This is a genomic window from Pseudomonas sp. NPDC007930 (assembly GCF_042958985.1).
Classification (GTDB): Bacteria; Pseudomonadota; Gammaproteobacteria; order Pseudomonadales; family Pseudomonadaceae; genus Aquipseudomonas.
Map to the genome: position 1 here is coordinate 1 of NZ_JBIBKC010000017.1, position 13553 is coordinate 13553.

General features: G+C 66.6%; 12 protein-coding genes and 1 pseudogene. 6 read left to right on the forward strand and 7 right to left on the reverse strand.

Going from position 1 to position 13553, the window contains the following annotated elements; genetic code table 11:
* Positions 1 to 881, reverse strand: a pseudogene (locus tag ACFZCE_RS23325) (benzoate/H(+) symporter BenE family transporter); the annotation flags it as partial.
* Between the two features lie 232 nt (positions 882 to 1113).
* Between ACFZCE_RS23325 and ACFZCE_RS23330 the strand changes: the two are divergent.
* Positions 1114 to 2508 (forward strand): aminotransferase class I/II-fold pyridoxal phosphate-dependent enzyme, encoded by a 1395-nt coding sequence (locus tag ACFZCE_RS23330; protein ID WP_390942904.1) that lies wholly within the window; start codon positions 1114 to 1116, stop codon positions 2506 to 2508.
* 27 nt (positions 2509 to 2535) lie between these two features.
* On the opposite strand, the gene ACFZCE_RS23335 is transcribed toward ACFZCE_RS23330, so the two are convergent.
* On the reverse strand, positions 2536 to 3423 hold the full coding sequence (locus ACFZCE_RS23335) for a LysR substrate-binding domain-containing protein (RefSeq protein WP_390942905.1): 888 nt from the start codon (positions 3421 to 3423) through the stop codon (positions 2536 to 2538).
* 93 nt (positions 3424 to 3516) lie between these two features.
* Between ACFZCE_RS23335 and ACFZCE_RS23340 the strand changes: the two genes are divergently transcribed.
* Entirely contained in the window at positions 3517 to 4527 is a 1011-nt protein-coding gene (locus ACFZCE_RS23340; RefSeq protein WP_390942906.1) for an aldo/keto reductase, read from the forward strand.
* 31 nt (positions 4528 to 4558) lie between these two features.
* Here ACFZCE_RS23340 and ACFZCE_RS23345 read toward each other — a convergent pair whose 3' ends face one another.
* The 5 genes from ACFZCE_RS23345 to ACFZCE_RS23365 form a co-directional block, all read right to left on the reverse strand.
* Complete coding sequence (locus ACFZCE_RS23345) at positions 4559 to 5533, reverse strand: XdhC family protein (RefSeq protein ID WP_390942907.1); 975 nt, start codon at positions 5531 to 5533, stop codon at positions 4559 to 4561.
* Positions 5530 to 7749 carry a molybdopterin cofactor-binding domain-containing protein gene (locus ACFZCE_RS23350; protein ID WP_390942908.1) on the reverse strand — a complete coding sequence of 740 codons (2220 nt, stop codon included), beginning with the start codon at positions 7747 to 7749 and terminating at the stop codon, positions 5530 to 5532. The genes ACFZCE_RS23345 and ACFZCE_RS23350 overlap by 4 nt, the downstream gene beginning before the upstream one ends.
* Before the next feature lie 12 nt (positions 7750 to 7761).
* Positions 7762 to 8739 carry an FAD binding domain-containing protein gene (locus tag ACFZCE_RS23355; RefSeq protein WP_390942909.1) on the reverse strand — a complete coding sequence of 326 codons (978 nt, stop codon included), beginning with the start codon at positions 8737 to 8739 and terminating at the stop codon, positions 7762 to 7764.
* 3 nt (positions 8740 to 8742) lie between these two features.
* Positions 8743 to 9399, reverse strand: a complete 657-nt coding sequence (locus ACFZCE_RS23360; RefSeq protein WP_390942910.1) for a 2Fe-2S iron-sulfur cluster-binding protein — start codon at positions 9397 to 9399, stop codon at positions 8743 to 8745.
* 166 nt (positions 9400 to 9565) lie between these two features.
* Entirely contained in the window at positions 9566 to 10285 is a 720-nt protein-coding gene (locus tag ACFZCE_RS23365) for a UTRA domain-containing protein (protein WP_390942911.1), read from the reverse strand.
* Between the two features lie 267 nt (positions 10286 to 10552).
* Between ACFZCE_RS23365 and ACFZCE_RS23370 the strand changes: the two genes are divergently transcribed.
* Genes ACFZCE_RS23370 through ACFZCE_RS23385 form a run of 4 tightly spaced genes read left to right on the forward strand, consistent with a single transcriptional unit; the run spans position 10553 to position 13532 of the window.
* Positions 10553 to 11404: a transporter substrate-binding domain-containing protein gene (locus tag ACFZCE_RS23370; protein WP_390942912.1), complete on the forward strand. Its 852-nt coding sequence runs from the start codon at positions 10553 to 10555 to the stop codon at positions 11402 to 11404.
* Positions 11405 to 11427: 23 nt separating this feature from the next.
* On the forward strand, positions 11428 to 12069 hold the full coding sequence (locus ACFZCE_RS23375; RefSeq protein WP_390942913.1) for an ABC transporter permease subunit: 642 nt from the start codon (positions 11428 to 11430) through the stop codon (positions 12067 to 12069).
* A 3-nt stretch (positions 12070 to 12072) separates the two neighbouring features.
* Positions 12073 to 12756: an ABC transporter permease subunit gene (locus ACFZCE_RS23380; protein WP_390942914.1), complete on the forward strand. Its 684-nt coding sequence runs from the start codon at positions 12073 to 12075 to the stop codon at positions 12754 to 12756.
* Positions 12753 to 13532: an ATP-binding cassette domain-containing protein gene (locus tag ACFZCE_RS23385; RefSeq protein ID WP_390942915.1), complete on the forward strand. Its 780-nt coding sequence runs from the start codon at positions 12753 to 12755 to the stop codon at positions 13530 to 13532. The genes ACFZCE_RS23380 and ACFZCE_RS23385 overlap by 4 nt, the downstream gene beginning before the upstream one ends.
* Positions 13533 to 13553: the final 21 nt, after the last annotated feature.

A 13553-nucleotide genomic window follows, 5' to 3' on the forward strand; every position in this document is an offset into this window, starting at 1 on the left:
CTGCGCAAGGCCCGGAAGTTGGGGATGGAACTGGTGAGGGCTGCTTGATTTTTTCTTTTAAAAAACAAGGGGATATTTTTTGTTTGATGAGAGGCGAACGGGGCCAGCAACACCGAGCCGATGGCCGTGACCGCCACGATCGGCCTGGCGGGGGTTTGGTAACCGGCGGTGCGCAGCACGGCGATGCCCGGTACCGATTGGCCGGTGAGCGATACCAGCGCCAGTGGCAGGCCGATGTTGATCAGGGTATGCCAGTCGAATAGTGGCGTGGTCCACACTGGCTGCGCGGTTTGTAACACCAGCGCCTGGCTTTGCAGTTGCCCCAGCGATGCAGCGATGGCGCAGCCGACGACCAGCACCGAGAGGATCACGTAGCGTGGCGACAGACGCTTGAACAGCAGATAGGCCACCAGCATCGACAACACCAGCGCCGGCTGGCCGCGCAACGAGGTGAACAGGTCGGCGCCAAAGCGGAACAGGATGCCGGCCAGCATCGCCGCGGCGATGGCCTTGGGCAGGCGGCTCATCAGCCGGTCGAAGGCACCGCTCAGGGCCACCACGGTAATGATCAGCGACGCGACGATATACGCGCCGATGGCCTGGGCCAGGCTGACCGTGGGCAACGTCGACACCAGCAGCGCCGCGCCTGGCGTGCTCCAGGCGGTGATCACCGGCACGCGCAGCTACAAACTCAGCAGCAGGCCGGTCAAGCCGCTGCCGATGGAAATGGCCCAGATCCACGAGCCGATGATTTCGTTGCTCAGGTTGGCGGCATGCGCGGCCTGGAACACGATGATCAAGGGCCCGGCATACGAAATAACCACCGCGACGAAGCCGGCGATGATCGCGGAGAGCGATGTATCCCTACGGATGCTACTCATTGAATTCTCCAATGGTTCGATTCAAGCGAATCATATTGACTCGACTCAATTTACTCTAAACCGTTCTTTTTGGAAAAATCAAGGGTGTTTGTGCGCTAAAGTTTCGCGGCGCAGGGTGCCTGAGCGAACATTTTGATCCGGGAATAAGTTGACTCAAATTGAGTCGATACATTGCCCTGTCGAAGTGGTGTAATATCTTCCTGTTCAGCCATTGATACGGTAGTAAGCGCTTATGTGGGTTCCCCAGCTCGGCGAGCATCAGCAGCCGGTTTACCTGTCCATCGCCGATGCGCTGGGCCGGGACATCAGCAGTGGCCGCTTGCGCCACGGCGAGCGCCTGCCGACGCTGCGTGAGTTAGCGACGGCCCTGGACATCACCCCTGGCACGGTCAGCCGTGCCTACAACGAAGCGTCGCGGCGCGGGCTGACGCAAGGCGAGGTCGGCCGCGGCACCTATGTGCTGGCGGCTGCGGAACCGAGGTTGCCCTTGCCGGCCGCCGGGGCAGAAGCCGCCGAGCGCTTGCGCGGTGAACTGCTCGACCTGTCGATCATCAAGCCCCACGGTGAGTCGCGCCAGCAGTGGCTGCGCGAGGCATTGGCGACGTTGGCCGGCAGTGACGCGCTGGAGGCGGCCCTGGACTACGCGCCCGACGGCGGCCACCCGGCGCACCGCAAGGCCGCCGCGCAGTGGTTGGGCCAATGGCTGCCTGGCGCGCAATGGCAGCAGGTGGTGATCACCAGCGGTGCGCAACATGGCCTGATGGTCGCGGTCAGCGCGCTGACCGAGAGCCGCGACCTGATCCTCTGCGAAGCGCTGTGTTACCCCGGCATCATCTCGGTGGTACACGGCACCGGGCGCCGCTTGCGCGGCGTGCCGATGGACGAGTACGGCATCATCCCCCAGGCCTTGCGCGAGCTGTGCATGCGCGAGCGCCCGGCCATGCTGGTGTGTGTCGCCAGTTGCCAGAACCCCACCACCTCGACCATGCCCAACGCGCGGCGCGCGGAAATCGCCGCGATTGCCGAGGAATTCGATTTTCTGTTGCTCGATGACGACATCTACGGGTTTCTTGCGGCCGACAGCGACATCCGCCCATTGAGCACCTTCGCGCCGGAGCGCTCGGTCTACCTGACCAGCCTGTCGAAATCGATTTTGCCAGCGCTGCGTATCGGTTACCTGTACAGCCCGGCGCGCTTGCTATCGCGCTTGACCGCCATGGTCCGCAGCAGCGTATGGATGCCGTCGCCGTTGACCGCCCAGGTGGCCAGCCAGGTACTGAGCAGTGGCCTGCACCAGCAGCTGATTGCCCAGCACCGGGCCGAGGCCGCCGAGCGCCAGGCGATGGCCCGAGAGATCTTCGCTGGGCATACCCTGTATGCCCAGCCCCACAGTTACCATGCCTGGCTGCAATTACCGGCGCCATGGCGCAGCGATGAGTTCGCCCTGTTGGCCCGCGCCAATGGGGTGTTAGTGATGAGCGCCAGCCAGTTCGAAGCCGAGCGCAACCAGGCGCCCCAGGCGGTGCGGCTGGTGCTGATGTCGCCTACCAACCGCGCGGAACTGCGCTTTGCCTTGACCAAGCTGAACAGCCTGTTGGAGGGGGGCGACCCTAAGCGCTTCTACTGACGGCGATCGGCCAATATGGCCATCGCCTTACCCTCGCGCGCGGCTGAAGTCGATCAGCGCTTGCAACGCCGGCGGCGTATGGCGGCGGCTTGGATAGTAGATGAAAAACCTGCTGGCGGCGGCTTTGCAGTCCTGCAGGAGTTCTTGCAAGCGCCCGTCGGCGAGGTACGGCTTGGCCATGGCCTCATACACATAGGCAATGCCCGCGCCGTCGAGTGCTGCCTGCAGCATCAGCCCGTCGTCTTCCAGCACCAACGCCGCCGGCACCGCCAAGCGCAGCGGTTGGCCGTTGAGCAGAAACTCCCAACTGTACAGTTTGCCGCTGGGAAAACGCCTGCCGATGCAGGCGTGCTCGAGCAGTTCGCGGGGCGCCTGCGGGGTGCCGCGCGCGCGCAGGTAGCCCGGCGCGGCAACGCAGACGAACGCCTGCGGCGCGCCAATCGGCAGGGCGATCATGTCACTGGCCAGGCTTTCACCAAAGCGCACGCCCGCGTCGAACCCTTTGGCGACGATGTCGGTCAGCCCATCGTCGGTAAGCAGTTCAACCTTGATGCGCGGGTAGGCGGCCATGAACGGGCCAAGCATCGGGCCGACCACCAAGCGCGCCGCCGGGCGCGAAACGTTCAGGCGTAGCGTGCCGGTGGGGACTTGCTGCTGGCATTGCAGCGCTTGCAAGGCTGAGGCCACGGCGGCCAGGGCCGGTTGCAGGGTGCTCAGCAGCTGCTGCCCAGCCTCAGTGGCAGTCACGCTGCGGGTGGTGCGGTTGAGCAGCCGCACCCCCAGGCGCTGCTCCAGCGTTCGCATCGCATGGCTGAGCGCGGACGCCGAGACCCCGCGCTCATCGGCGGCTTTGCGAAAGCTGCCATGGCGGGCCACCGCGGCGAAGGCGTCGAGTTCGGTCAGGTCGGGTTTCATGAATGGGGTTCAGTAGCTCAAATTCGATTACCTATCTTATCTTCAGTACTGGCGGTGCGGATACTTCACCGATCCATTGACGTGAGGTGTGTGATGCAAACAAGCCGTTTGGGCCAATCCGAATTGTTTATCTCGCCGGTCGGGATGGGCACCTGGGCCATCGCCGGGCAGGGCTGGGAATACAGCTGGGGCGCGCAGGATGACCGCGAAAGCCTGGCGGCGCTGGAGGCTGCGGTGGAGCAGGGGGTGAACTGGATCGACACCGCCGCAGTGTACGGCCTGGGCCATGCCGAAACCCTGACTGGGCAATTGCTGCAACAGGTGCCGGCATCGCGCCGGCCGATGGTGTTCAGCAAAGGCAGCCTGGTCTGGGATGCCAACAGCGGGCAGATCTCCCATTCGCTGGCGCCCGCCTCATTGCTGGCCGAGGTTGAAGCCAGCCTGCGCCGGCTGAGGGTCGAGGCGATCGACCTCTATCAGATTCATTGGCCGGCCTTTCCGGCAACGGGCCCCAGTGACGGCATCGAAGCGGCGGTGGCGGCACTGGCCACGGCTAAACAGCAGGGGAAAATCCGCGAAATCGGGGTGTCGAACTTCGATGTGGCGCAGTTGAAGCGGGCCCAGGCAGTGGCCCCGATCGCCTCGCTGCAGCCGCCTTACTCGGCGTTGATGCGCGATGCCGAGCAAGCGCTGTTGCCGTTCTGCGAGGCCGCCGGGGTGGGGGTGATCGCCTACTCCACGCTGCAGTCCGGGTTGCTCAGTGGCAGCATGACCCGCGAGCGTATCGCCAACCTGCCGGATGATGACTGGCGCAAAACCCGTAGCGCGGATTTTCAGGAGCCTCGCCTGGCACCCAATTTGGCGTTGGTCGAGGTGATGGCTGGCATCGGCCGCGCGCATGGGGTGAGTGCAGCGGCGGTGGCGATCGCTTGGGTACTGCGCGCACCTTGGGTGACCGGCGCGATCGTCGGCGCCCGCCGGCCGGCGCAGGTTGGCGCGCTGCTGGCGGCGGCGCAACTGGTGCTGAGCGCGGCTGAGCTGGGCGAAATCAGCCGCTACCTGCCCGCGGGGATGGGCACGAATGTGCCGGGGCAGGTGGCGTAACGCCCCAGTGGCCTGGCGGGCCCGCGGCGGCTCACAGCCGCGAGCGCTCAACCCCATTGGCCACCCGCACGATGTCGGCCATCACCGCCAGGGCGATTTCCGCCGGGGTTTTGCTGCCCAGCGCCAGGCCGACCGGTGCGTGCAGCCGCGCCAGGTCGCCGCGTTGCAGCCCGCCGATGCGCCCCAGGCGCTCGCGGCGCCGCTCGCTGGTGCGCTGTGAGCCCATGGCGCCGATGTAAAAGGCCTCGGTGCGCAATGCTTCGAGCAGGGTGAGGTCGTCCATGCGTGGGTCGTGGGTCAGCGCGATCACCGCGGTGGCGGCATGGCAAGCGCCCTCGGCGATCGCCCGCGCCGGCAGCAGCGCCTGCCAACGTGGGCCGGCCCAGCGTGCCTGGGCGGGCAGAAGCAGCTCTTCGCGAGGGTCGTACACCTGCACGTCGTGGCCGAGCATCAGGCCGAGGGCGATGCAATGCTCGGCCACCGGCGACAGCCCGGCGATCAACAGCCGGCGGCTGGGGCCGATGCGCACCGCCACCTGCTCGGCGCCCACCCGCACCCGCTCGGCGCAGGCCTGTTCGGCGAGCAGCGCCAAGGCGCCATCGGCCAGCCGCACCTGGCGCACGCAGGGGCGCTGCCCGGCCAGCGCGTGGCCCACGCCGCGCAGGTGGTCGCACGCCGCAGTACTGGGCGCCAAGGCTTCCACCAGCACCTCCAGCACGCCGCCGCAGGGCAGCGCCAGCGTCGGCGCCAGGCCGCCTTCGCCGTAACGGATGATCCGCGCGCCGCTGCTGAACTGGCCATCGCCCAGGCGCTGGAGGAAGTCTTCCTCCACGCAACCGCCGGACAGCGAGCCCAGGTGCTGGCCATCGGCGCGGGCCACCAGCATCGACCCCGGCGGGCGCGGCGCCGAGCCATAGCTGGCGAGCACCGTGCACAGCCACGCCGGCTGCCCGGCCTCCAGCCAGGCCAGGGCTTGCTCAACCACCTGGCGGTCAAGGTGCATCATGCGCGGGCCGTGTCCATCAGCTTGTCGAGGGTGATCGGCAGCTCGCGGATGCGTTTGCCGGTGGCGTGGTACACCGCGTTGGCGACGGCGGCGGCCAGCCCGGTCACGCCGATTTCGCCGATGCCGCGGGCGCCGAATTCGTTGAGGTGGTAGTCCGGGTAGTCGAGCAGCACCACGTCGATCTCGGGCATGTCGGCATGCACCGGCACCACGTATTCGGCGTAGTTGTTGTTCACCGGCAGGCCGCTGCGGCTGTCGTATTCGCTGGCCTCGAACAGCGCCATGCCAAGGCCCATCACGATGGCCCCTTCCACCTGGTTGCGTGCCGCCAGTGGGTTGATCGCCCGCCCGGCGTCGATCACGCTGACCACCCGGGCGATGCGCAGGCGCGAGATGCCTGGGTCCCAGCGGGCCTCGACGAAGTGTGCGCCGAACGAGCGGAACGCGTAGGTTTTGCTGTCGGCGCCGGTGGAGTGGGCTTCGCCCTCGGCGCGGGCCAGGCGCTGGCGTTTGAGCACCTCGCTGAAGCTGAAGCGCTGGCCCTGGGCGCTGAGTTGCCCGGCGCTGACCTCGAGCTGCTCCGGCGCCAGCCCGGCGAACACGCCATTGCCCGCCACGGCGAGGCTGGCCAGGCGTTGCAGGGCGTTGCGGGTGGCGTCGGCCACCGCCGGCATGGCGCTGGCGGTCACCCATGAGCCGCCGGACACCGGGCCCGGCGGAAACGCCGAACTGCCCAGCTCGACCTCGACCTTTGCCAAAGGCAGGCCGGTGAGCTCGCTGACCGTTTGCGCGAGGATCGTGTAGGTGCCGGTGCCGATGTCTTGCAGGCCGCATTGCACCAGGGCAGTGCCATCGGCGCGCAGGCTGACCCGGGCCTGGGTCGGGATGCGGTAGGCGTCCCAGTTGCAGGCGCCGAGGCCGTAGCCGATCAGTTCATCGCCGTCGCGCATGGCGCCGGGTTGCGCCTGCCGGCCGGCCCAGCCAAAGCGTTCGGCGCCCACCTTCAGCGCCTCCGGCAGGTGATTGCTCGACCACGGCAGGCCGGTACTTTCGTCGCGGCTCGCCAGGTTGAGCAGGCGGAACGCCAGCGGGTCCATCGCGCAGGCGATGGCCAGTTCGTCGATGGCCGACTCCAGCGCGAACAGGCCCGGCGCCGCCCCGGGCGCGCGCATCGAGGTCGGGGTACCGCGGTGCACGCCGATGCTCTGGTGGGTGACCAGCACGTTGGCGCAGCTGTACAGGCTTTCACTGACTCGCCCACAGGTTTCGACATAGGTGTCGATCACCGAGGTGCTGTTGACCGACGCGTGCCCCAGGGCCACCAACTGGCCGGCGGCGTTCGCCCCCAGGCGCAAGTGCTGGCGGGTTTCAGGGCGATGGCCGACGGTGGTGAACATCTGCGCCCGCGGCAACACCAGTTGCACCGGCCGCGACACCGCGCGGGCTGCCGCGCAGGCGGCGATGGAATGTGGCCAGGGGAACAGCTTGCCACCGAACCCCGAGCCAATGAACGGCGCGCGTACTTCGACCCGGTCCGGGGGCAGGTCGAACACCGCCGCCAGGGCGTTGCGGTGGTTGATCACGCCTTGGGTGGCCTCGTACATGAACAGCTTGCCCTCGGCCCACCAGGCGGTGGTGGCATGCATCTCCATGGGGTTGTGGGTTTCCACCGGGGTGCTGTACAGCGCGTCGACCTGGTGGCTGGCGCCGGGCAGCGCCGCGTTGAAGTCACCGCGGCTATGCCGGCGCGGGGCGTCCTGGGCGGGGCCGGCGGCCAGCGCTTGATCCAGTGACACCACGGGGGCAGCGCTGGCATAGCTCACGCGCACCCGCTGCGCCGCGGCGCGTGCCTGCTCGAAGGTCTCGGCCACCACCAGCGCGACGAACTGGCCGGGGTAGTGCACCTGGTCGTCTTCGAACGGCACGCGGTGTTCGTCCATACGGCTGGCGCTGCTGGGATCGGCCACGTTGAACACGCTGGGTGAGTGGTGCAGCCCCGGCAGGTTGCCGTGGTGCAGCACCGCCAGCACCCCCGGCATGCGCTGCGCCGCGGCCGCGTCGATCGCCTGGATGCGGCCGTGGGCGATTTCGCTGTACACCCCGTAGGCGTAGGCCATGCGCGGCAGCGGGTGGTCGGCGGCATAGCGCGCCGCACCGGTGACCTTCTGCCGGCCTTCGATGCGCCGTTGGCTGTGGCCAATCGTTGTGTTGTTCATGCAGGGCTCCGGTTATGCCAAGGCATCGCGCAGGCTGCGCACAATGGCCTGTTGGCCCAGGGGGATTTTGTAGGCGTTGTGCGCGTAGGGCTTGGCCTCGGCGAAGGCGGCGCGTGCCGCGCGTTCGAACAGCGCCGGGGAGGGCGCCTGGCCCAGCAATTGCTGCTCGGCTTCCCGCGCCCGCCACGGCTTGGTCGCGACCCCGCCGAGCGCCACCCGCGCCTGGCGGATGCGCCCGCCTTCCAGCACCACCAGCACCGCGCTCGAGGCCAGGGCGAATTGATAGGAATGGCGGTCGCGCAGCTTCAGGTAATGGGCCCGGGCCCCGGCGAGCGGTGCGTCGAGGGTCACGTGGGTGATCAGTTCGTCTGGCTGCAGCGCGTGCTCCAGCCACGGGGTGGCGCCGGGCAGCAGGTGGAAGGCTTCGAAGGGGATGCTGCGGCTGCCTTGGCGGCCTTGTACGGTGACCTCCGCGCCGATCGCCTGCAGGGCCACGCACAGGTCTGACGGGTGGCTGGCGATGCAGCTGGCACTGGTGCCGAGTACCGCGTGCACGCTGCGGTTGTGCCCTTGCAGCGCCGCGCAGCCAGAGCCGGGCACGCGCTTGTTGCAGGGCGAGAGGTTGTCGCGAAAATAGTTGCAGCGGGCCCGTTGCATCAGGTTGCCGCCGGTGCTGGCTTTGTTGCGCAGCGAGGTGCTGGCGCCGGCCAGAATGGCTTGGCTGAGCAGTGGGTGCTGGGCGCGCACCTGGGCATGGTTGGCCAGGGCGCTGTTGCTGACCAGCGCGCCGATGCGCAGGCGGCCATCGGCTAACGGTTCGATCTGCTTGAGCGGCAGGCTGTTGATGTCGGCGACCAGGGCCGGGCGCATCACGTCGAGCTTGACCAGGTCGAGCAGGCTGGTGCCGCCGGCGAGAAAACTGCGCTGGGCAGGCTCGATGGCAATGGCCTGGGCGGTGCTGGTGGGGCGCAGGTAATCGAAGTGGCGCATGGCTCAGGCTCCCATCTTGCCGCGGGCATCCTGGATGGCCGCGAGGATGTTCTTGTACGCGCCGCAGCGGCAGATGTTGCCGCTCATGGCCTCGCGCACGCTGGCGTCATCGCTGCCGATGTGCGGGTCGTTGAGCAACGCGTAGGCGCTCATCAGCTGCCCGCTGGTGCAGTAGCCGCACTGGTAGGCGTCGTGTTCCCAGAAGGCTTCCTGCAACGGGTGGAGGGCGCCGTTCTGCGCCAGGCCTTCGACGGTCAGCAGTTCGTCGCCGTCGTGCTGCACGGCGATCGACAGGCAAGCGTTGATCGCCTGGCCGTTGACCACCAGCACACAGGCGCCGCACTGGCCGTGGTCGCAGCCCTTTTTGGTGCCGGTCAGTTGCAGGCGGTCGCGTACCACATCGAGCAGGATGGCGTTGACCGGCACGTTCAGCGCATGGCGCTGGCCGTTGACGGTCAAGTGGATACGCCGCTCGCCCACGCCCGGTGGCGGGGCATCAGTGGCGGTTTCGGCGTGGGCGGCGGGGATCCAGGTGCTGACAGTTGCGGCAGCGACACCGGAAACACCCAACTTGAGAAAGTGCCGGCGGCTCGGCGCGCCAGCGGATTCCTCTTGGGGCAAGGCATGGGCGGCATCGGCCCGTTGCCGATCATCGGGCATGGTCGGTCCCTCTCCTGAACGTGTGGGAAGCGGCCAGCCACGGCGCTGGCGCCAGGCGTCCAGCTTAAACGTGAAGAGGCGGGGGGATTGCTGAATAACCGCGAATGCCTCATGCGATAGGGCTCATGAATAACGCGGTTATTTATTGAAACGGGATGTTTCTACATCACTCGATATCCGCGCTTTGCCCACCAGAAACAAACGAGCCGCTGAACTGATAGCGCTCGCCCACATAGGTGATGTCGGTGTAGTTGATACTGCGCTGGTTGAGAAACGTATGCCGGGTCAAGCGCAGGCACGCGGCCTGCCGCTTGACCTCCAACAGGCGCGCCATGGCCGCATCGGCGGCCACCGCGCGAAGGGTGTGGCGGGCCTCCGACCAAGGGATCTGGGTGATCATCCACTGGCCAGGTGGTAAGGCCTCAAAGGTTTCACCCAGCGCCTGCGGCACCATGCTCAGCAGGATGATCCGTTGCTCCAGCGCATAGGCTTGGCCGCCGATTCGGTGCAGGCACTGCACGCGTTTGATCGGTGCCCCAGCGGGCTCGCCGGTGGCCTGTGCTTCCGCTTCGCTCAGTTCGCAGGCGGCATTGGCCAAGACGCTGTAGGTGTGCGGCTGGGTGGCTAGCAGGTCCTGGCTGCCGATGTCCTGGATTTCCATCACCGTGCGGTTCAGCGGCGTGGCCACGAAGGTACCGGCACGGCGGCGGCGGATGATCATGCCGCGCTCGGCCAGTGCCGCCAGTGCCTTGCTCACCGTCATCCGTGAGCACTGGTACTGCTCGCTCAGTTCTGTTTCGAACGGGATGCGATGGCCTGGCGGCCAGGTGCCGCCCATGATCGCGGCCTGGATGTCGTTGAAGATGCGCTGATGTAGGGTCGTCAAGCCTGGGGCCTCGGCATTTGCATGGGTCGGAGGATTCTCGCACGGGTAAAATTTATTGAATAGGTATAGACATATTTAAGCGATGCCGATAGATTTCGGGGCGTGGGCAACGCTTCGACACCCCTCTTGAAGTGGCCGCCAAGCCACCGCAGCCTGCTTTCGCACAGGCTTTTTCGCCCACCCAGCCTATACCGTATCGCGCCATAGAAGCTGCGATCGCTGCCGATCTTGCCGAACCTGCCCTCATCTTCCTGTAAGGATTGGTCCATGACTGGATTGGTAGGCCGTCTCGTTTCCCATATGCCGGCAGCGGCCCTGGGTATCACGCTGTTCACCACCGCGCTGCTCGCCAGCGGCGCCGCCCAGGCAGATACGCTGGCGAAGATCAAAGCCGAGGGCACCCTGGTGGTGGCCACGCAAATGGCCTACCCGCCGTTCGATTTCATCGACAACGGCAGCTACGCCGGGGTCGACAAAGACCTGCTGGATGAAGTCGGCAAGGAACTCGGCGTGAAGATGGTCTACCAGGACCTGCCCTGGACCAGCGTGCTCAGCGGCCTGGACGCGAAGAAGTTCGACTTCGTCGGCGCGCCGATCAATGCCACCCAGGCCAGGGTCGAGAAGTACGCCTTCACCAGCCCGATCGCTGGCTCTGGCAACGCGTTCATCAAGAAAAAAGGCAACACGGCCATCAACCTGCCCGCTGACTTGAGTGGCAAGCGGGTCGGGGTGGTGCAGGCCAGTTATGTGCAGCAGCAGGTGGAGGCGTATTCAGCCACCCTGGGTAAGCCTATTCAGGTGCGCCAATACCCTGACCTGAACCAGATCTATGCCGATGTCGCCAACGGCCGCCTCGATGCCGGCGCCACCTCGTTGCCGAACGTGTCTTACGCCGCCCTGCAGCGCCCGGACGCCCTCGAGGTGGTGCTGCCGATTTTCGGTGTATCCACCTACTACGGTTTTATCGGCCGCAAAGGCCCTGATGACGCCAGCTTCATCGCCGCGGTGTCGGCGGCGCTGGAGAAGATCAAGGCCGATGGCCGCATGGCGGTGATCCAGAACAAATGGTTTGGCCGTACCGAAGCGCTGCCCGCGGCGATGCCGGCGCCGTTGCTGTAACGCTCGGCGAAGGAGGCCAGGTTATGCATTTCGAGGTGGTGATCCACGCGCTGCCGTTCCTGCTCAAAGGCTTTGCCATCACGCTGCTGGTGTCGCTGCTGGGCACCTTGCTTGGGGTGGTCGTGGGCGTCGCGATCTGCGCCCTGCGTTCGCTGCCGGGGTTGGCAGTGCTGGCCGCGTTGTACATCAGTTATTTTCGCGGTGTGCCGCTGCTGGTGCAGTTGTTGGTGTTCTACAACTTTTTGCCCTACGCCGGGATCGACCTGGCGCCGATCACCGCGGCGGTGTGCGCGCTGGGCATGGTCGGCGGGGCCTATGTGGCGGAGCTGCTGCGCGGTGCGCTGGCGGCCATCCCCACGGGGCAGGTCGAGGCGGGAGTAGCGCTGGGGTTCTCGTGGCCGGCCATCGGCCGCAGGCTGCTGCTGCCGCAGGTGCTGCGCTTGGCCACGCCGGCGATGACCAACGAGCTGATCCTGCTGGTGAAGGCCTCTTCGCTGGTGTCGGTGGTGGGGCTGGCCGAGGTGACCCGGGTCAGCCAGACCTTCGCCGCCAGCACCTTGCGGCCCATGGAGTTCTACCTGGCCGCCGGGGCGTTCTACCTCATCACCAACCTGTGCCTGGCCTATGCCGGCGGGCGCCTTGAACGCCATCTGGCGAGGCGGTAAGCCATGAGCATCGACACCCTGCTGGGCTATTTGCCAGCGATCGCCCAAGGGCTGTGGGTCACCCTCTTCAGTTGGGTGATCGCGGCGCTGGGCGGCGTCGCGCTAGGGCTGGCGATCGCCCTGGTGCAACGTGGCGCCGGCGCCACGTTACGGCGCTTGATCCAGGGCTATATCGAAGCCCTGCGCTGCACACCGCTGATCGTGTTGCTGTTTATCGTGTACGACGGTGGGCCGGCGCTGGGGCTGCTGCTGGACCCGCTGCCGGCCGGGTTGCTGGTGTTGATCATCCACGGCAGCGCGTATTTCGCCGAGATCTTCCGCGGCGGCTTCGCCGCCGTGCCGGCCGGGCAACTCGAGGCCGCCAACAGCCTGGGCATGGCGCCGTTGGCGGTGGTGCGGCGGGTGCTGATGCCCGGCGCGTTGGCGGCGGCGCTGCCGGGGCTGGTGAACATGGTCATCAACGTGTGCAAGGAAACCGCGCTGCTGTCGGTGATCACCGTGGGTGACCTTACCTTCGCGGTGCAGAACATGGCGGTGGAAACCTTTGCCGCGTTCCAGTCGATCCTGGCCCTGGCCTTGGGTTACTGGCTGCTGATCGAGCTATTTTCACGGCTGGGGCAACGTGCTGAACGCCGGATCAACAGGCATTTGACGCTCCGTGGCGGGGCAAGTGAGGGCGCTGTATGAGCGATGCATGGGTAACGGTCTCAAACGTGCGCAAGCGCTTTGGCAGCGTCGAGGTGCTCAAGGGCATCAGCCTGGAAGTGGGGCGCTCAGAGGTGGTCTGCCTGATCGGCCCCAGCGGCTCGGGCAAAAGCACGCTGCTGCGCTGCATCAATTTTCTCGAAAGCTACGACAGTGGCGACATCGTTGTGGCAGGCAAACTGATCGGTTACCAGGGGCAGGGCAACACCCGCCGGTTGATGAGCAGCCGCGCATTGCGTGAGGCGCGCAAAGGCATTGGCATGGTGTTCCAGCAATTCAACCTGTGGCCGCACATGACGGCGCTGGAGAACGTGGCGGAACCCCTGCTGCGCGTGCGCCGCATGAACCCTGGCGACGCCCTGGCCAAGGCCCGTGGCCTGCTGGCCCGAGTCGGCCTGGAACAGAAGGCCGGCAACTACCCCTCGGCGCTGTCTGGTGGCCAGCAGCAGCGCGTGGCGATCGCCCGCGCGCTGTCGATGGAGCCGGCCTTGATGCTGTTCGACGAGCCGACCTCCGCGCTGGACCCTGAGTTGGTCGGCGAGGTGTTGCAGGTGATGCGTGACCTGGCCGGGGAGGGCATGACGATGGTGGTGGTGACCCATGAGATGGGCTTTGCCGCCAAGGCCGCGGACAAGGTCGCGTTTCTCGACGGCGGCCGCATCGTGCAGTTCGGGCCCCCGCAACAGGTGCTTAAAGAGAGCCGCGAGCCTCGTGTGCAGCAGTTCTTGAAAACCTACCACGCCAGGAACGACTTCTAGCCCTTGAGATGAAGGATTGAC

Bases quoted from the DNA above. Each gene is read 5' to 3' on its own strand.
- ACFZCE_RS23330 (WP_390942904.1), top strand. From the start codon at position 1,114: ATGTGGGTTCCCCAGCTCGGCGAGCATCAGCAGCCGGTTTACCTGTCC.
- ACFZCE_RS23335 (WP_390942905.1), bottom strand. From the start codon at position 3,423: ATGAAACCCGACCTGACCGAACTCGACGCCTTCGCCGCGGTGGCCCGC.
- ACFZCE_RS23340 (WP_390942906.1), top strand. From the start codon at position 3,517: ATGCAAACAAGCCGTTTGGGCCAATCCGAATTGTTTATCTCGCCGGTC.
- ACFZCE_RS23345 (WP_390942907.1), bottom strand. From the start codon at position 5,533: ATGATGCACCTTGACCGCCAGGTGGTTGAGCAAGCCCTGGCCTGGCTG.
- ACFZCE_RS23350 (WP_390942908.1), bottom strand. From the start codon at position 7,749: ATGAACAACACAACGATTGGCCACAGCCAACGGCGCATCGAAGGCCGG.
- ACFZCE_RS23355 (WP_390942909.1), bottom strand. From the start codon at position 8,739: ATGCGCCACTTCGATTACCTGCGCCCCACCAGCACCGCCCAGGCCATT.
- ACFZCE_RS23360 (WP_390942910.1), bottom strand. From the start codon at position 9,399: ATGCCCGATGATCGGCAACGGGCCGATGCCGCCCATGCCTTGCCCCAA.
- ACFZCE_RS23370 (WP_390942912.1), top strand. From the start codon at position 10,553: ATGACTGGATTGGTAGGCCGTCTCGTTTCCCATATGCCGGCAGCGGCC.
- ACFZCE_RS23375 (WP_390942913.1), top strand. From the start codon at position 11,428: ATGCATTTCGAGGTGGTGATCCACGCGCTGCCGTTCCTGCTCAAAGGC.
- ACFZCE_RS23380 (WP_390942914.1), top strand. From the start codon at position 12,073: ATGAGCATCGACACCCTGCTGGGCTATTTGCCAGCGATCGCCCAAGGG.
- ACFZCE_RS23385 (WP_390942915.1), top strand. From the start codon at position 12,753: ATGAGCGATGCATGGGTAACGGTCTCAAACGTGCGCAAGCGCTTTGGC.